This is a genomic window from Sphingomonas sp. CARO-RG-8B-R24-01 (genome assembly GCF_022662295.1).
Taxonomy (GTDB): Bacteria; Pseudomonadota; Alphaproteobacteria; order Sphingomonadales; family Sphingomonadaceae; genus Sphingomonas.
This window is the reverse complement of sequence record NZ_JAKNQI010000006.1, coordinates 281640-298479: the sequence shown is the minus strand read 5'-3', so window position 1 is coordinate 298479 and position 16840 is coordinate 281640. Positions and strand designations below refer to the sequence as shown.

Annotated in this window: 15 protein-coding genes; 7 read left to right on the top strand and 8 right to left on the bottom strand. The window is 66.6% G+C overall.

All coding sequences use genetic code 11. The annotated features are described in order from the left end of the window. Positions 1–765 precede the first annotated feature (765 nt). The 3 genes from L8G49_RS13875 (at position 766) to aroC (ending at position 4331) form a co-directional block, all read left to right on the top strand. Positions 766–2016, top strand: coding sequence for a M1 family aminopeptidase (locus L8G49_RS13875; RefSeq protein WP_242186386.1), 1251 nt, complete (start codon positions 766–768; stop codon positions 2014–2016). A gap of 289 nt (positions 2017–2305) precedes the next feature. Continuing rightward, positions 2306–3106 carry a helix-turn-helix transcriptional regulator gene (locus tag L8G49_RS13870; protein ID WP_242186385.1) on the top strand — a complete coding sequence of 267 codons (801 nt, stop codon included), beginning with the start codon at positions 2306–2308 and terminating at the stop codon, positions 3104–3106. 145 nt (positions 3107–3251) lie between these two features. Next, complete coding sequence (gene aroC / locus L8G49_RS13865) at positions 3252–4331, top strand: chorismate synthase (RefSeq protein ID WP_242186384.1); 1080 nt, start codon at positions 3252–3254, stop codon at positions 4329–4331. Between the two features lie 89 nt (positions 4332–4420). On the opposite strand, the gene L8G49_RS13860 is transcribed toward aroC, so the two are convergent. Together L8G49_RS13860 and L8G49_RS13855 are read right to left on the bottom strand one after the other, a co-directional pair. After that, positions 4421–4759 carry a hypothetical protein gene (locus L8G49_RS13860; RefSeq protein WP_242138470.1) on the bottom strand — a complete coding sequence of 113 codons (339 nt, stop codon included), beginning with the start codon at positions 4757–4759 and terminating at the stop codon, positions 4421–4423. 81 nt (positions 4760–4840) lie between these two features. Continuing rightward, positions 4841–6130, bottom strand: coding sequence for an adenylosuccinate synthase (locus L8G49_RS13855; RefSeq protein ID WP_242186383.1), 1290 nt, complete (start codon positions 6128–6130; stop codon positions 4841–4843). Between the two features lie 222 nt (positions 6131–6352). On the opposite strand from L8G49_RS13855, the gene L8G49_RS13850 reads away from it, so the two are divergent. Continuing rightward, on the top strand, positions 6353–7033 hold the full coding sequence (locus tag L8G49_RS13850) for a hypothetical protein (RefSeq protein ID WP_242186382.1): 681 nt from the start codon (positions 6353–6355) through the stop codon (positions 7031–7033). 263 nt (positions 7034–7296) lie between these two features. Here the strand turns inward: L8G49_RS13850 and L8G49_RS13845 are convergent, their stop codons facing one another. The 4 genes from L8G49_RS13845 to L8G49_RS13830 all read right to left on the bottom strand — a co-directional run bounded on the left by L8G49_RS13845 (position 7297) and on the right by L8G49_RS13830 (position 11709). After that, positions 7297–8406: an ATP phosphoribosyltransferase regulatory subunit gene (locus tag L8G49_RS13845; RefSeq protein WP_242186381.1), complete on the bottom strand. Its 1110-nt coding sequence runs from the start codon at positions 8404–8406 to the stop codon at positions 7297–7299. Next, positions 8403–8756, bottom strand: a complete 354-nt coding sequence (locus tag L8G49_RS13840) for an endonuclease domain-containing protein (protein ID WP_242186380.1) — start codon at positions 8754–8756, stop codon at positions 8403–8405. Before L8G49_RS13840 ends, L8G49_RS13845 begins: the two co-directional genes overlap by 4 nt. 105 nt (positions 8757–8861) lie before the next feature. Then, on the bottom strand, positions 8862–10439 hold the full coding sequence (serA, locus tag L8G49_RS13835) for a phosphoglycerate dehydrogenase (RefSeq protein WP_242186379.1): 1578 nt from the start codon (positions 10437–10439) through the stop codon (positions 8862–8864). A gap of 139 nt (positions 10440–10578) precedes the next feature. Then, positions 10579–11709: a phosphoserine transaminase gene (locus tag L8G49_RS13830; protein WP_242186378.1), complete on the bottom strand. Its 1131-nt coding sequence runs from the start codon at positions 11707–11709 to the stop codon at positions 10579–10581. Positions 11710–11949: 240 nt separating this feature from the next. Between L8G49_RS13830 and L8G49_RS13825 the strand changes: the two genes are divergently transcribed. Continuing rightward, on the top strand, positions 11950–12624 hold the full coding sequence (locus L8G49_RS13825) for an extensin family protein (protein ID WP_242186377.1): 675 nt from the start codon (positions 11950–11952) through the stop codon (positions 12622–12624). A 335-nt stretch (positions 12625–12959) separates the two neighbouring features. Then, on the top strand, positions 12960–13853 hold the full coding sequence (locus L8G49_RS13820) for a TIGR00730 family Rossman fold protein (RefSeq protein ID WP_242186376.1): 894 nt from the start codon (positions 12960–12962) through the stop codon (positions 13851–13853). 241 nt (positions 13854–14094) lie between these two features. Here the strand turns inward: L8G49_RS13820 and L8G49_RS13815 are convergent, their stop codons facing one another. Beyond that, the gene (locus tag L8G49_RS13815) at positions 14095–14763 is read right to left on the bottom strand and encodes a cytochrome c family protein (RefSeq protein WP_242186375.1); all 669 of its coding nucleotides are present in this window, start codon (positions 14761–14763) and stop codon (positions 14095–14097) included. Positions 14764–14918: 155 nt separating this feature from the next. Between L8G49_RS13815 and L8G49_RS13810 the strand changes: the two genes are divergently transcribed. Then, entirely contained in the window at positions 14919–15809 is an 891-nt protein-coding gene (locus L8G49_RS13810) for a prephenate dehydratase (protein ID WP_242186374.1), read from the top strand. Between the two features lie 16 nt (positions 15810–15825). On the opposite strand, the gene L8G49_RS13805 is transcribed toward L8G49_RS13810, so the two are convergent. Continuing rightward, a complete protein-coding gene (locus L8G49_RS13805; RefSeq protein WP_242186373.1) occupies positions 15826–16401 on the bottom strand; it encodes a cupin domain-containing protein in 576 nt (191 codons plus the stop codon). Positions 16402–16840 lie beyond the last annotated feature (439 nt).

The following is a 16840-nucleotide window of genomic DNA, read 5'->3' as shown; positions in this document are numbered from 1 at the left end:
ACCACACCCGGTCGTTCAGGCTGGCGACCCGAGCTCCCGAAAGCAGCCATTCGTTAAGCGCGATCTTTCCCGTTTTTCCGTCACCGCCATGCCATTTTGGGAAAAAGCAATTGGGAACAGATTTTAGAAAAGCAGGTGCCCCAGGCGACCACTACAGCGGTCTCCTAGGCGACTGTCCCGGCTATGGGTTCCCAACCGGGAATGGCGAGAGAGAAGCGGCGCACGCTTAAGGCGCTGACGCCTTGTTCCAAAGCGGTCCCCGTTGCATCGTCGTTGCATGATGACGTTCGGCTTCTCCACACTGCTCGACCTTTTGAGTTGGATGGTCGCTATCACGCTGGGTTTGAAAGTCGTGGCAACGCTCATACTGCTAAACCTCAGTAAGGAAATTTGGGATCGGCCAGGATGGGGTGCCGTCCTATGGTGGTCCACTAAGATTACACCCGTAATCGCAGTGCCGTGCGTCATATGCATCGCTTGGCTGCAAGGTATGACGGATCAGATTTGGATATTCGTCGGATTGATGGTGTTCGTCATGGTCGCAGTGCCATGGAAAATTCGCCAGCGCCGGGCGCGTATAGCCGATCGAGCAACTGCTAAGTCCATCTCGTAACGTCAAGCTATCGGACGTTCCTCACCAACCCCAAGCCATATAAAGGGGCGTTAGTGATCCGCAGAATTTTGGTACCATCGTTGGCCGGGACGACTCTGGTGTTCCTGTGTAGCCCTGCGCTCGCCTCCAATAGGCCTGGTGATGGGTTCGAAGTGACGAGCTACAGGCTGGCGCTTACCCCTGACATCCAGAACAGGACCGTTGCAGGGCGTGAGGCGATCACGCTGCGCGCAACGGTGGATGGCGTTCGTCGCCTGAACTTCTCCGCCAATGCTCTTGGCATCGACAGTGCGGTCCTTGATGGCGTGGCGCTCGCCCACACCGTGGAAGGCGACGTGCTCAGCTTCCACCTGCCTCGGCAGCTTCGGCGCGGACGTACCGTGAAGCTCGAATTATCCTATCATGGCCGCCCCGCGCGTGGGTTCGCCGGCTCGGCAGAAACGCTCTACACCAGCTATTTCGCGTGCGACTGGATGGTCTGTTCTCAGAACAAGTTCGGCGAGAAGGCCGTCTTCTCGCTCGATCTGCGTGTCCCGGCCGGAATGACCAGCCTGTCGGTAGGCAGCATGATCGCGCGGAGACCGACACCGGACGGCAGCGAAGTCCAAAGCTGGAAAGCGCCCCGACCCTACTCGGCCTATCTTTATGGCTTCGCAGTGGGTCGATTCACGCAGGTCCGCGAGTGGGTCGGATCAAAAATGCTCACCTATCTGAGCGACACTGCCGACGCGGACCAGCTGAAACGACGCTTGGCAGGGACAAGAGGGATGGTCGCTTTCCTCTCCGCAAAGGCCGGAGTGCCGCTTCCCGTCGCCGACTACAGCCAGCTTCTGGTCGATGGCGGTGAGGCGCAGGAGGCGGCGACATATTCGGTCCTCGGCACCAATGCGTTGCCGATGAAGCCAGATGATGCGTCAGAGGATTGGGCGATCGTGCACGAACTTACCCATCAGTGGTGGGGCAATCTCATCACGTGCGAGACCCTCAAGGACTTCTGGCTGAATGAGGGTATCACCACCTTCATGACGGCCGCGTGGAAAGAGCACCGCTACGGCCGCGGCGCCTATGATGCCGAACTCGATGTAGCGAAGGGCCGGCTTGAAAAGGCGCGTGTGACGGGCTTCGACAAGCCGCTGGCCTGGAATGGGAGCTACCCGACATTGGGCGTCCGGCGCGCGATCCAATACAGCAAGGGCGCGCTGTTCATGGCGCAGCTGCGTGTCACGCTCGGCGATGCCGCGTTCTGGGCAGGCCTGCGTCGCTACACCCGTGACCATGCGGGCGGCACGGTCACCAGCATCGACCTGGAGCGGGCGATGGAGGAATCGAGTGGCCGGGACTTGCGACCGCTGTTCGCCGAATGGGTGTTCGGTGACAGCCTTTCGGATCGGCAGCGGCAATAGCCTGGTCCGTGATGTTTCCGGAAATCGGATCCCTTTTGGTGAAAGCTGGAGCCCCGCAATGTCGGCTATTGCCACCCGCCTCCCGAAAGTTGCCGTTCCGCTTCCCACCACCGACTGCGTTCCGCGTTCAAGTGCCAGCGCGCATCGCCCTAAAAGCGACCGGCAGCTCTCAATCAACAGCTACTCCGGGCATAGCGGGTGTGCCCGAATGGGGTCGTGGCTTCGGGTACCAGAGGAGTACCAGACGGCCGAGGTTGGTACGGACGTATAAAGCGCTACGTTGGGCGACATGAGCATGGACGTGATAGACCGAAGCACGCGAGCAGCGATCCTGCGCCTGACGTTAGCGGAGCGGGAATGCCTGAAACGCTGCCTGAACCACCAGACTGCCAAGCAAATGGCGCTCGATCTTGGTATCTCGCCTCATGCCGTGGAGAAGCGGTTGAAGATGGCCCGCGCCAAGCTGGGTCTTTCCTCATCACTTGAAGCGGCGAAGCTCGTGGAGTCGGTAGATCGTTCCGGTCGACTGGTACCCGCTGTGTCGGACCTTCCGCAGGGAAGTGCCAGGCCGGAAGAAGGCAGCCCTATTGCCGCCCCGCGAAACGAGACCGCGTGGATCACACGGCGGCACCTTGTCTATCTGGTCTCAGGAGCAATGCTAATGAGCGTTTTTGCTGCAGCAGCTATAATGATGTGGGTTCAGTCTTCTGGCGCCATCGCGGGACAGGCCGGGCCGCCGGCAAGGGTTCCGTCGGTACCGTCCGTCGCTCCCAGCTCGGTTCCGACTGCCGGCACCGAAGCTGCGTTGCGACGCCTTGTCGCCGGTCTAGCGAGCGGCGCGCCCGACTATGACAAACTCTCTCCGCGGTTTGCCGACGTCGTCCGTGGGGATCTGCCCATGACACATCCCATGTTCCAAAAGCTGGGCGCGCTTAAGTCGGTCACGTATCGCGGGCGAGGTATGATGGGCGACGACGCCTACAATCTGGTGTTTGCCAACGGCGAGGTATTCATGTCGGTCGCGCTGGATCCAGAAGGCAGGATGGCCGGCGGCATTCTCCGACCGGAGGGTGATGTTCCTTACCGCTGAATGCGGACGCCGACTGCTTTACCGGGCAAGGAATGTCTGCTGTCCACCAAGGTGGGACGTTCACCTGCGCTGATCGACGATCGGACGGAGCGCCGACAACGCCCGACGGCTTGACCCACGCGCGCAGCCGGATGACAGGGAGGGCATGAGCTTCAACACCTTTGGCCACGTCTTCCGCTTCACCACCTGGGGCGAATCGCACGGTCCCGCGATCGGCGCGGTGGTCGACGGGTGCCCGCCGGGCATCCCGCTGACCGAGGCCGACATCCAGCCGTGGCTCGACCAGCGTCGCCCCGGCACCTCGCGCTTCACGACGCAGCGGCAGGAGCCCGATCAGGTCCGCATCCTCTCGGGCGTGTTCGAGGGGCGGACGACCGGCACGCCGATCAGCCTGATGATCGAGAATGTCGACCAGCGCTCGAAGGACTATTCCGAAGTCGCCAAGGCGTATCGCCCGGGCCATGCCGATTACGCCTATGACGCCAAATACGGCTTCCGCGATTATCGCGGCGGCGGGCGCTCCTCGGCGCGCGAGACCGCGTCGCGGGTGGCGGCGGGGGCGGTCGCGCGGCTGGTCGTCAGCGAAGTGACGATCACCGCCTGGGTCGAGGCGATCGGCGGAGATGCGATCGATCCCACCAATTTCGACGTGGACGAGATCGCCCGCAACCCGTTCTTCTGCCCCGATGCGGTGGCGGCGGCGCGGTGGGAGACGCTGGTCGACGCCGCGCGCAAGTCGGGATCGTCGCTCGGCGCGGTGGTCGCCTGTGCTGCCACGGGCGTGCCGGCAGGCTGGGGCGCGCCGCTCTACGCCAAGCTCGATGCCGAGCTGGCGGCGGCGTGCATGGGGATCAACGCGGTCAAGGGCGTCGAGATCGGTGACGGCTTTGCGGCCGCCACGCTGCGCGGCGAGGACAATGCCGATCCGATGCGCCCCGGTGCGGAGGGGCCCGAATTCCTCGCCAATCACGCCGGCGGGATCGCGGGCGGGATCGCGACGGGGCAGCCCGTCACGCTGCGCGTCGCGTTCAAGCCGACCAGCTCGATCCTTACCCCGGTCGCGACGATTGCGCCCGATGGCACGGCGGCGAAGATCGCCACGAAGGGGCGCCACGACCCCTGCGTCGGCATCCGCGGCGTCCCCGTGGTGGCCGCGATGGTCGCGCTGGTGCTCGCCGACCAGAAGCTGCTCCATCGCGCGCAATGTGGCCCAACAATCGGGTAACAAACCGATAAGGTGGTTAATTTTGGCGATAGAGGGAGCGACCAAACGCCAAGTCGGTCGTTATTACCCCGACCCATTTGAAGGTCACGTCACAGAAGAGGACCAGACCCCATGCGTATCGCAACTTTGGCAACCATTGCCGCCCTCGGCCTTTCGACCGCAGCCATCGCCCAGACCGCCCCAGCCGGTGGTGCAGGCGCAGGCGGCATGCCGTCGACCGGTTCGACCACCGGAACCACGACCGGTTCACCCTCGACGATGCCGGGCGCGCCGATGGGCTCGACCGCAACCGATCCGTCGATGTCGTCCAGCACGCAGTCGAGCACCTCGACGACCGCAGGCAGCCCGGCAACCTCGACCGACTCGGCGATGAGCACCGGTTCGACGACCGACACGACCGCGACGACGACCAAGTCGAAGCGCAGCAAGAAGCGCCCGATGTAATCATCCTGCGCTGACAGGTTGAAAAAAAGGCCCCGGCCGCGCGAGCGGTCGGGGCCTTTTTCGTGTCAGTCGGCGAACGGATCGCGCACGAGGATCGTGTCCTCGCGCTCGGGGCTGGTCGAGACCAAGGCGACCGGGCATTTGATCAGTTCCTCGATCCGGCGAATGTACTTGATCGCCTGCGCGGGCAGGTCGGCCCAGCTGCGCGCGCCTGCCGTCGTTTCCTGCCAGCCGGGCATGCTCTCATAGACCGGCTCGACCTCGGCCTGGTCCGCGGCATGCGCGGGGAAATAATCGAGCGTCTCGCCCCGAAGCTTGTAGCCGGTGCAGATCTTCACCTCGTCGAACCCGTCGAGCACGTCGATCTTGGTGAGCGCGATCCCGGTGATGCCACCGACGGCGGCGGACTGGCGCACGAGCACCGAGTCGAACCAGCCACAGCGACGCTTGCGCCCGGTGACCGTGCCGAACTCATGGCCGCGCATCCCGAGCTGCTCGCCGGTGGCATCTTCCAGTTCGGTCGGGAACGGGCCCGAACCGACGCGCGTGGTATAGGCCTTGGCGATCCCCAGCACGAAGCCGACCGCGCTCGGCCCGAGGCCGGAGCCGCCCGCCGCGGTGCCCGAGATCGTGTTCGACGAGGTGACGAACGGATAGGTCCCGTGGTCGACGTCGAGCAGCACGCCCTGCGCGCCCTCGAACAGGATCCGCTTGCCGCGCGACCGCGCGTCGTTGAGTACGCGCCACGTCGGCTTGGCGAAGGACAGGACGAACTCCGCGATCTCGCGGAGCTCCTGCACCAGCGCGTCGCGGTCAATCGGCGGCTCGCCGAAACCGGCGCGCAGCGCGTCGTGATGCGCGGTCAGCCGGTCGAGCTGCGCACCCAGCGAATCGAGATGCGCAAGGTCACACACGCGGATCGCGCGGCGGCCGACCTTGTCCTCATAGGCCGGGCCGATCCCGCGCCGCGTCGTGCCGATCTTGCCCGCCCCGCTCGCATCCTCACGCAGCGCGTCGAGATCGCGGTGGAACGGCAGGATCAGCGCGCAGGTGTCCGCGAGCATCAGCGTGTCCGGCGTGATCGTCACGCCCTGGCCGCAGAGCTTCTCGACCTCGGCCTTCAGCGCCCACGGATCGAGCACCACGCCGTTGCCGATCACCGACGGCGTGCCGCGCACGATCCCCGAGGGGAGCAGCGACAGCTTGTAGACGCTCTCGCCCACGACGAGCGTATGCCCCGCATTGTGCCCGCCCTGGAAGCGCACGACGACATCGGCGCGCTCGGCGAGCCAGTCGACGATCTTGCCCTTGCCTTCATCGCCCCACTGGGCGCCGATCACTGCTACGTTTCCCACGGTCTGTTCCACACATCGTCTGTGACAAAGCGTGCAGCCCTAATGCGCGGGGGGCGGGGGGTCCATGCCTATTGCGTCTGCGCCGTCACCCCGGCGGAGGGCCGGAGCCGCCCGGTTCCATGCGGACCGGCGGTCAAGACAAAAACCGGGCCGACCCCCGGCCTTCGCCGGGGTGACGGGGGAGGCATTCCGGATAGACTGGACGGGGGGAGGGCGATCAACATGCTGCTTGCGATACTCTTGGCTGCCGCGCGGGTGGAGACGGGCGAGGTTTATGGCGATCTCGGGCGAGAAATCCCGCGCGAGCTCGCCGCCACGCTGGACGGCATCGACGCCCCTCTGGACGCGGTGGGCGAATCCCTCGACCGGTATCCACGCCTTGATGCTGACGCAGCGCTTGCGGCGCGCACGCAACGCTCGATGAAACTGTATCGCGCGATCAGCGAGATCTGGGCGCGATCCAAAGAGGACGTGCTCCGTGACCCGCCGCCGCGGCGCCGCCGGGCGTGTACCATGGCGAACGTAACCGCTGCCCTGCGAGAGGCCGACGTCGCGTTGCAGCGGGCCGAACAGGCGTTCGCGCGCGCGACCGTCGCCCTTCGTGCCGGTGCGTGGTTCGGTCCCTTACAGCTCTGTCGCGCGAGCGTGCTTCGCGCCGAAGTGGTTCGCCGCGAGGAGGAAGACGACTGGTACCTGTCGATCGCCTTGCGGCCCACCGCCGCCGCCGCGTTTGAGGGGATCACGAGCCGCCGGGCCGGAGACCTGCTCGCACTCCGCGTGGCCGGGACGGTCGTTTCGCGGCCCAGGGTTCATGGACCTATTCTGGAGGGGCGGTTCTATGTGTCCGCGGGGGACGCCGGCCCGCTCGAGCATGCCGCCATGCTGGCGCTGGGGCCGTGTTAGCGACGGGATTGTCGTCAGGCTCGGAGTGGCAAGCGTTCCGTCATTCCCGCGGAGGCATGGCCTCTGCAAGACCATAGGTGTTCTCCCGCGGAAGCGGGAGCCCAGGAGTCGCGAGAATTGTAAGCCGTGATTTTGCCTGGCCCTGGATTCCCGCCTTCGCGGGAAAACAGCAAATCAAGGGGCCGTAGAACGACTTTCGCAGAGGTCCGGCCTTCGCGGGAATGACGGTTGCCGGGAGGGCGTCCCGCTCCCCCCAAAGCCGACTAGACCGCGCGCGCTTCGCCCTCCATTAGCACGTGCGTGCAGAGCTGCGCCCCGGGCGTATCCCCCGCCTCGAGCGCCGCGACCGTGACCCAGCCCGCCGCGCGCATCGCTGCCGCCGTTTCGGGCGGGGTGCCGAGCGGCACGAACAACCGCCGCCGGTCGACCTCGGCGAGCCCCGCCGCGACGATCGCGTCGGCGTAGAGCGAGAAGCCGACCGCCGCTTCCTCCGCCCCGCTTTCGTGCAGGATCGTATAGGTGCCGCCACGCCCGATCTCGCCGCGCACGCCACCTGCGAAGATCGAGAAGCCGAGCCAGCTCTGATATTCGAACCCGTGCCGCTCGGTCGGGTCGAGCGTCAGCGCGACGCGGCCCTTGAGCCCGTCCGCGATCTTCCACAGGGCATCGAGCCGCGAGGTCAACGCGCCGCGCGCGTCGAACGCGCACAGCCGGTCGTGTGCGGTCTCGAACGGGCCCGCGGCCTCGATCAGCGGGAGATAGGCGGGTGCGATCGCCGCGACCCCGCCCGCGTCCTTGGCATCGAGCCGGTCACGCAACGCATCGATCTGCGCCGCGTCGATTGGGAACGGTCCGCCCGCGAGCACGTCGATCAGGTCGGGGAGCGTGAAGTCGATCGAGATATTTGTAACGCCCGCCGCCTCGAGCGCCGCGACCGCGACCTCGACCACTTCGCGCGCCGCCGCGACCGTATCGAGCCCGATCAGCTCGCAGCCGATCTGGCGCAGTTCGCGCTCGGGCGCGAGCTGCGAGGCGCGCAGCTTGAGCACCGGGCCGGCGTAGGACAGCCGCACCGGGCGCGGGTGATGCGCCATGCGGGTCGCGGCGATCCGGCCGATCTGCGCGGTCATGTCGGGGCGGATCGCGAGCGTCGCCTGGCTGACCGGATCGACGAAGCGCACCGCATCCTGCGCGCGCGCGGACTTAAGGCGACCGGCGAGGCCAGCCTCGAACTCGGCGAGCGCGGGGTCGGCGCGTTCGTAGCCGTACGCATAGGCGGCAGCGAGCGCTGCGGCCTCGAGCCGGGCGGCGGCATCGGCGAAGGGGGGGAGCCGGTCACGAAAGCCGGTCGGGAGGAGCGCGGTGGTCATCAAATGTCCTTCTCCCTCTCCCCTGCGGGGAGAGGGCCGGGGAGAGGGGCAGCCGCAAGCGCAGCACCGATCGTCCCGAGCACGCCGTCGAGATTTCCCATCACGTCGGCATTGTCGAAGCGGATCACGCGATACCCTTGTCGTTCGAGCCACGCGGTGCGGCGGGCGTCGGCGCTCTCGTCGTCGGCGTGGGTGTCGCCGTCAAGCTCGATCACGAATTTTCGGGAACGCGCGACGAAGTCGGCGATGAACGGGCCGATCACGACCTGATGGGTGAACTTGACCGCGGCGAATCGCTTGGCGCGGAGGTTGTACCAGAGGCGTGCCTCTGCGGGGGTGGGGTTGCTGCGCATTGCTTTTGCACGCGCTAGCAACAGCTTGTTGGTTTGCGGCACGGCCCCTCTCCCCGGCCCTCTCCCCGGAGGGGAGAGGGAGAAGAAGAAGGTACCGCCCTGATTTTAGAACGCCAGACCCATCGCCGTCACCACGCCCGGCAGCGCGCGGACCTGCGCGAGCAGTTCCGGCGTCAGCGCCTCGTCGATCGACAGCAGCAGCACCGCCTCGCCGCCCGCCGAGCGGCGACCAAGGTGGAACGTCCCGATGTTGACCCCACCCGTGCCAAGCAACGTCCCCAGCCGACCGATAAACCCAGGCGCATCCTCGTTGACGACGTACAGCATGTGGCCGGCGAGATCGGCCTCGACCTTGATCCCGAACAGTTCGACCAGCCGCGGCGCGGCATCGCCGAACAGCGTGCCCGCGACCGAGCGCTCGCCCGCATCGGTCTTGACCGAGACGCGCAGCAGCGTGTGGTAATCGCCCTCGCGCTCGGTGCGGACTTCGCGGACTTCCATCCCGCGCTCCTTGGCGAGCAATGGCGCGTTGACCATGTTGACCGTGTCGGTCTGCGTCCGCAGGAACCCGGCGAGCACCGCCGACACCATCGGCTTCTGGTTGAGCTCGGCCGCAGCACCCTCGCTGTGGATCGAGATCCGCGCGATCGCGCCGTGGGTCAGCTGACCGACCAGCGACCCGAGCTTTTCGGCGAGCGCCATGTACGGCTTGAGGCGCGGCGCTTCCTCGGCGGAGAGCGACGGCACGTTGAGCGCGTTGGTGATGCCGCCCGACATCAGATAATCCGACATCTGCTCGGCGACCTGGATCGCGACATTGACCTGCGCTTCGTCGGTCGACGCGCCGAGATGCGGCGTCGAGACGAAATTGGGCGTGCCAAACAGCGGCGAGTCCTTGGCCGGCTCGGTCACGAACACGTCGAGCGCCGCACCGCCGATATGGCCCGAATCGAGCCCCGCCTTGAGCGCCGCCTCGTCGATCAGGCCGCCACGCGCGCAATTGATGATGCGTACGCCCTTCTTCGTCTTGGCGAGGTTCTCGGCCGACAGGATGTTGCGCGTCTGGTCGGTGAGCGGGGTGTGGAGCGTGATGAAGTCCGCGCGCGCGAGCAATTCATCGAGCTCGACCTTCTCGACGCCGAGTTCGACCGCGCGTTCGGGCGAGAGGAACGGATCATAGGCGACGACCTTCATCCGCAGGCCGAGCGCGCGGTCCGCGACGATCCCGCCGATGTTGCCCGCGCCGATCAGCCCGAGCGTCTTGGCGGTCAGCTCGACCCCCATAAAGCGGTTCTTCTCCCACTTGCCCGCCTGCGTGCTGGCGTCGGCTTCGGGAAGCTGGCGCGCGAGCGCGAACATCAGCGCGATGGCGTGTTCGGCGGTGGTGATCGAATTGCCGAACGGGGTGTTCATCACGACGACGCCCTGCGCCGAGGCGGCGGGAATATCGACGTTGTCGACGCCGATCCCGGCGCGGCCGATGACCTTGAGGTTGGTCGCGGCGGCGAGGATCGCCTTGGTCACCTTGGTAGAGCTGCGGATCGCCAGGCCGTCATACTGGCCGATGATCGCGATGACTTCTTCCGGGGTCTTGCCGGTGATCTCGTCGACTTCGACGCCGCGTTCGCGGAAGATCTGCGCGGCTTTTGGGTCCATTTTGTCGGAAATGAGGACTTTTGGCATAGGATGTCTCCGTTGCCCCGGGGTTGGCGGGGCCTGAATTTACTAATGATCGTCACCCCGGCGCAGGCCGGGGCCGGCATGTTGGTCGCGTCACGCCCGAATTACGGGGCGGCCCCGGCCTTCGCCGGGGTGACGGACGTTATTTCGACACGCTCGCATAGGCCCAGTCGAGCCACGGCCCGAGCGCCACGATATCCGCGGTGTCGACGGTCGCGCCGCACCAGATGCGCAGGCCCGGCGGCGCATCGCGGTAGCCCGCGATGTCATACGCCGCGTGCTCCTTCTCGAGCAGCCCGGCGAACGCCTTGATGAACGCCTCGTCCGCACCCTCGACCGTCAGGCAGACGCTGGTCTTCGAGCGCGTCGCTTCATCCGCCGCGAGATGCCCGAGCCACGACCGGTCCGCGACGATCTGGTCGAGCGCGGCGGCATTGGCGTCGCTGCGCGCGATCAGCCCGTCCGCGCCGCCGACCGTCTTCGCCCATTCGAGCGCTGCGATACAATCCTCGACCGCGAGCATCGAGGGCGTGTTGATCGTCTCGCCCTTGAACACGCCTTCGGTCAGCTTGCCCTTGGACACGAGGCGGAACACCTTCGGCAGCGGCCACGCAGGCGTATAGCTTTCGAGCCGCTCGACCGCGCGCGGCCCGAGGATCAGCACGCCGTGCGCGCCTTCGCCGCCCAAAACTTTTTGCCAGGAGAAGGTCGCGACGTCGATCTTGTCCCAGTCGATGTCATAGGCGAACACCGCGCTGGTCGCGTCGGCGAACGAAAGCCCCTCGCGGTCGGCGGGGATCCAGTCGGGGTTGGGGACACGGACGCCCGAAGTGGTACCGTTCCATGTGAACAGGACGTCGTTCGACCAGTCGACCGCGCCCAGGTCGGGCAGCTGGCCATAATCGGCGCGCACGACGGTGGGATCGATCTTGAGCTGCTTGACCGCGTCGGTCACCCAGCCTTCGCCGAAGCTTTCCCAGGCGAGCGCGGTGACGGGCTTTGCGCCCAGCATCGTCCACATCGCCATTTCATAAGCACCGGTGTCGGAGCCGGGGACGATCCCGATGCGATGCGTATCGGGGAGCTTCAACAGCTCGCGCATCAGATCGATCGAATATTGCAGCCGCGTCTTGCCGATCTTCGAGCGGTGCGAGCGCCCCAGCGAGTCGGTCGCGAGAGTGGCGGCGGACCAGCCCGGAGGCTTGGCGCATGGGCCCGAGGAAAAATACGGGCGTGCAGGCAGGTGCGCAGGACGCGCAGGCAGTTCAGTCATGTAGTCTCTCCTTACAGAGAGCACGCGCGGCGTTGGGACCGCGTGGCCCGTCGCCGCTCCTAGAGGTCTGCCGCGCAACGTCAAGTCGTAATGACCGCACGCGACGCAACGATCGTACAGGGCTACGACGCGCACGGATGGTCCTGGCAATCCAATGGCTGGGCGCAAATCCAGGCGTGCTTATCGATCCTCGCATTTTTTGATGGCGTTCCGCGCTGAGTAAGGCGCTAACAGTCCGGCATGTCACGTAGTCTTGCCGTTGTTCTGCTGACGCTTTTGCTCGCCGCCTGCGCATCGGGAGGCGGGCGCGACAAACAGCCGCCGCAGCGCCCTGCCGGGGCGCGGCCGGTGACGCTCAACTTGCCGACGAGCCGTGAGACCAAGGCCTGCTACGCCGACTTGTCGCGCGAGGATGTAAGCTATTCCCCGCTCCCCGACCGCGATTTCGGGGGCGGATGCCAGATCGTCGGCGCGCTGCAGTTGCTCGACATCGGCATCCCCGTCACCAATCTTCGCGCGATGCGCTGCGGGCTGGCGCGCAGCTTCTCGGGCTGGGTCGAGCATGCGGTCGTCCCCGCCGCGCACCAGATGCTCGGGAGCGACCTGGTGCGGATCGAGAGCATGGGGACCTACGCCTGCCGCAACGTCGTCGGCACCAAGGCGGCCTATGCCGCGCGGCGCTCGGGCCATGCCACCGCCAATGCGGTCGATGTCTCGGGGTTCGTGCTCCAGGACGGGCGGCGGATCACGATCCAGGGCGGGTGGAACAACCCCGATCCCAACATCCGCGCGTTCCTGCGGACGATCCGCGCGTCGGCGTGCCGGCGGTTCGGCACGGTGCTGAGCCCGGACTACAACGCGGTCCATTACAATCATCTGCATATCGAGGATGATCGCGCCGGGTTCTGCCGGTGAAGCCGAGCCGTCACCCTGGCTTTGCGAACGCGCTCTGCAAAACCCTCCGTGTTCTCCCGCGCAGGCGGGAGCCCAGGAGTCGCGAGGACCGTAAACTGTTGTTTTGCTTTGCTCTGGATTCCCGCGTTCGCGGGAAAACAGCAAAGGAGGAGGGCCCAAAACTGACATTTGCGGCGGCGTCGCGTTGTGCCGGGGTTCATCGAGCCGCTTTATAACCAATTTCCAGCTACGGATCACGGTAGACCGCAGGACGATAGCAAGTTGACTGGAGAACGCGCAGTCGGCGAAGAAACTGCCGCCTTCAATTCCACCGCCGAAACGCCTATTTGGCGCGGATGAGTCAGTCCCCCAAGCACGACACGCACGTTCCTTCGCGCGTATTCCCCGCCGCCCGCACCGACGCCGAACAGGCCAAGACCGGTGTCAGCACCCCCCAGACCGAAAATCCGGCGTATCGCCTCGCCTTCCAGGACATGGATTTCCTGCTGCGCGAGGATCTCCGCCCGATCCGCTTCCAGCTCGAATTGCTGAAACCCCAGCTGATCATGGACGAGGCCAATATCGCCTCGACCTTCGTGATGTACGGCTCCGCACGCATCCCCGAGCCCGCCAAGGCGCAGGCGCTGCTCGACATCGCGCACGCCGCCCAGGGCGACCGCGCGCAGGCGGTCCGCATCGCGGAGAATCTCGTCGCCAAGTCGAAATATTACGACGTCGCGCGCGAACTCGGGCAGCTGGCGAGCGGCTTCCCGGTCGATACCGAGGGCAAGCGCCACTTCGTCGTCTGCTCGGGTGGCGGACCGTCGATCATGGAAGCCGCCAATCGCGGCGCGGCCGACGCAGGCCATGAATCGATCGGGCTCAACATCGTGCTCCCGCACGAACAGGCGCCCAACCCGTACGTCACCCCGTCGCTGTCGATGCAGTTCCACTATTTTGCACTGCGCAAGATGCACTTCCTGCTCCACGCGCGCGCGCTGGCGGCGTTCCCGGGCGGGTTCGGGACGTTCGATGAATTGTTCGAGCTGCTGACGCTGATCCAGACCGGCAAGATCGCGCCGATCCCGGTGCTGCTCTACGGGCGCGCCTTCTGGAACCGCGTCGTCAATTTCGACGCGCTGGTCGAGGAAGGCGTGGTCAGCGCCAAGGACCTGTCGATCTTCACCTTCGTCGAGACGGCGCAGGAAGGCTGGGACGTGGTTCAGGCCTTCTACCGCGACCGCGACTGATCCGGACTGCTCCGGAGGCAGGAGCAAGGGGATCGGGCGCTGCGCCCGCAGCCCTCGACCCTGGCCTTCGCGAATTCTCTGGGAAAGTCGGTAACGACCCGTCATTGGCTGTTTTCCCGCGAAGGCGGAAATCCAGCGTGCAGCAAAACAACGGCTGACCGTTCTCGCGACTCCTGGACTCCCGCCTTCGCGGGAGAACAGTTATGGTTTCGCAGCGGTCATGCCTCGTCGGGGCGCAGCTTTACTTCCCCGCCGCCGCCGGAACCGTCGTGTTGCCAAGCCCCTCGACGCTCGGCGACGCCTTGCCGCCCGGATCGGCCGCGCCCGCCGCAGGCGGTGCCTTGGCGTCGGTCGCGGTCGGTGCGCCCGCCGGAGGCGGCGGGAGCGGTACGTTCGAGCCCTGCTGGTTGAGATACAGGATCACGTCGGCGCGGTCCTTGCCCGCGGTCAGCCCGGCGAAGGTCATCTTGGTGCCCGCCGCATAGCCACGCGGCGAGGTGAGCCACTTGTTGAGCTCGTCGAAGGTCCATTTCTTGCCCGCACCCGCGGACTTGAGCGCGTCCGAGAAGGCATAACCGGCCTTGCCCTGCGCGATCCCCTCGCCGACCGTCGCGTACAGGTTCGGCCCGATCCCGTTCGCGCCGCCCTGCGCGATCGAATGGCAGGCGGTGCACTTCTTGAAGACCTCGGCGCCGTGCGCCGCATCGGCCTTGGCGAGCAGCGCGGCGATCGGTTCGTCGGGGGCGGCGGCACCGCCGCCAGCGGCGTCGTCGGCGGGCGCTTCGATCGGATAACCGGCCTTTTCGGCCTTGATCGGCTTGACCAACATGTTGCCGCCGATCGTCAGTGCGAGCGCGAGCCCCATGGTGCCGAGCACCCAGCCTGCGATCGTATTGGTGCGATTATCCATATGGTTGCCGCTGCCCCTGCCGATGTCCGGCCCTCACCGGGGCCGCTATGATACTTTCGTGCATAGATTCGCATGGGGCTGACCGCAAGCCGTGCGTGTACCGGGGTTGCACCCGCTTGCCGTCCGGACCCGGGAACGGTACGCGCCGAGCCAATATGGAAAATTTCGCCGCCCCCGCCCGCGCGATCGTCGCCGAGATGACCGCCGCCGCCGCCGCCGACCCGAGCCGCGCGGTCGCGTTTCAGGGCGCGCCGGGCGCGAATTCGCATATCGCCGCGCGCGAGGCGTTCCCCGACGGCCTCCCGCTGCCGTGCTTCGATTTCGCCGACGCGATCGAGGCGGTGCGCGATTTCCGCGCGGATTGCGCGATCATCCCGATCGAGAATTCGCTCCACGGTCGGGTGGCGGACATGCATTTCCTGCTCCCCGAATCGGGGCTGGTCATCACCGGCGAGCATTTCCTCGCGATTCGCTACGCGCTGATGGGGACCGGCCCGCTGGCGGGCGTGCGCGAGGCGATGAGCCATCCGCAGGCGCTCGGGCAATGCCGGCTGTGGCTGCGCGAGCGCGGGATACTGCCCGCCTCCTATCCCGACACCGCCGGCGCGGCGGCGGTGGTGGCGGAGCGCGGCGACCCTGCGCTGGCGGCGCTCGCCCCCCCCGGCGCGGCGGCACTGTACGGGCTCGAGACGCTCGCCAGCGACATCGCGGATGCCGAGCACAACACCACGCGTTTCGTCGTGCTCGCGCGCGAGGGGCATGAGCCGACCGGCGACGGCGAGTGGATGACGACGCTGATCTTCGAGGTGAACAACGTCCCCGCCGCGCTGTACAAGGCGATGGGCGGGTTCGCGACCAACGGCGTCAACATGACCAAGCTCGAAAGCTACCAGCGCGGCGGCAGCTTCGCGGCGACCGAATTCTACGCCGACGTTGCGGGGCGGCCCGGCGACCCTGGGCTCGGCCGCGCGCTCGCGGAACTCACCTTCCATTCGAAATGGGTGCGCGTGCTGGGGACGTATCGACAGGCGCGCGTGCGCGGTTGACCCCTGCGTCCGGCGCTCAGGCGGGCCGGACGAGGTGCTCGGGCAAGACCCCCGGTCCGATCAGCTCCATCCCGAACGCGCGCATCACTGCGGCATCCTGCGCGGTGCTGCCATACTGCCCGGGCTTGAGCGTCTTCCCGCGCTGCGCGAAGAACGCCTCCATCTTGCCGGCGGGGGCGAAGGAGATGAGCAATCGCCCGGGCGTCGTGCCCGCGAACGCCCAGGCATGCGGAATCCCGCGCGGGCCGAGCACGCATTCGCCGGGGGTCAGCCAGTAGCGCGCGTCGCCGACCTCGACGACATAGTCCCCCTCGAGCACGAAGAACAATTCGTCCTCGCCGTGGTGGAGATGCCGCGGCGGCCCGCCTTTCAAGGTGTTCGCCTGTTCGAGCACGAACAGCGCGCCCGCGGTATCGTCGGTCAGCACCTTGTAGCGCGTGGTGCTCAGCCCGATCGCGCGCGCCTTGCCCTCGCGGTCCGCGTCAGCGGCAACCTTGCCGGGAATCGCCGCCCTGACTGCGGCGCGCGCCTGCGTCAGGATCGGCGCGAACACCGCTAGAGCGGGGACGGACAGAAGCGATCGGCGCAGCATCGACGGTCTCCCCGTAGAACTGCACCGATCCTACACCAGAAACCGCCGCGCGGCGATCTCATTCCGTACGCGTTACAAGGGCCGCGGCAGCTTTGTCAGCTGCGCATGCTGGGGGCGTATCGACAGGCGCGCGTTCGAGGGGGATGTGCGCCTTGCTCCCCTCCCTGGAAGGGAGGGGTTGGGGGTGGATCGCTCTCCGGGGCTGGCGACGTCCGAATAACGGGCTGGCCACCCCCGGCCACTCCGTTCCAGGGAGGGGAGAAGAAAGGGCGTTACCCCTTCGCCCACGCGATCATCAGCGTCAACGCGTGGGCGGAGGCAGGCGGCGTACGCCTTGCTCCCCTCCCTGGAAGGGAGGGGTTGGGGGTGGGTCGCTCTCCGGGGCTGGCGACGTTCGAATAACGGGCTGACCCACCCCCGTCCCCTCCCTTCCAGGGAG

Excerpts from the sequence above, each read along its gene's own strand:
- L8G49_RS13870 (WP_242186385.1), top strand. The coding sequence starts at position 2,306 with ATGAGCATGGACGTGATAGACCGAAGCACGCGAGCAGCGATCCTGCGC.
- aroC (WP_242186384.1), top strand. The coding sequence starts at position 3,252 with ATGAGCTTCAACACCTTTGGCCACGTCTTCCGCTTCACCACCTGGGGC.
- L8G49_RS13850 (WP_242186382.1), top strand. The coding sequence starts at position 6,353 with ATGCTGCTTGCGATACTCTTGGCTGCCGCGCGGGTGGAGACGGGCGAG.
- L8G49_RS13840 (WP_242186380.1), bottom strand. The coding sequence starts at position 8,756 with ATGCGCAGCAACCCCACCCCCGCAGAGGCACGCCTCTGGTACAACCTC.
- serA (WP_242186379.1), bottom strand. The coding sequence starts at position 10,439 with ATGCCAAAAGTCCTCATTTCCGACAAAATGGACCCAAAAGCCGCGCAG.
- L8G49_RS13830 (WP_242186378.1), bottom strand. The coding sequence starts at position 11,709 with ATGACTGAACTGCCTGCGCGTCCTGCGCACCTGCCTGCACGCCCGTAT.
- L8G49_RS13825 (WP_242186377.1), top strand. The coding sequence starts at position 11,950 with ATGTCACGTAGTCTTGCCGTTGTTCTGCTGACGCTTTTGCTCGCCGCC.
- L8G49_RS13820 (WP_242186376.1), top strand. The coding sequence starts at position 12,960 with ATGAGTCAGTCCCCCAAGCACGACACGCACGTTCCTTCGCGCGTATTC.
- L8G49_RS13815 (WP_242186375.1), bottom strand. The coding sequence starts at position 14,763 with ATGGATAATCGCACCAATACGATCGCAGGCTGGGTGCTCGGCACCATG.
- L8G49_RS13810 (WP_242186374.1), top strand. The coding sequence starts at position 14,919 with ATGGAAAATTTCGCCGCCCCCGCCCGCGCGATCGTCGCCGAGATGACC.
- L8G49_RS13805 (WP_242186373.1), bottom strand. The coding sequence starts at position 16,401 with ATGCTGCGCCGATCGCTTCTGTCCGTCCCCGCTCTAGCGGTGTTCGCG.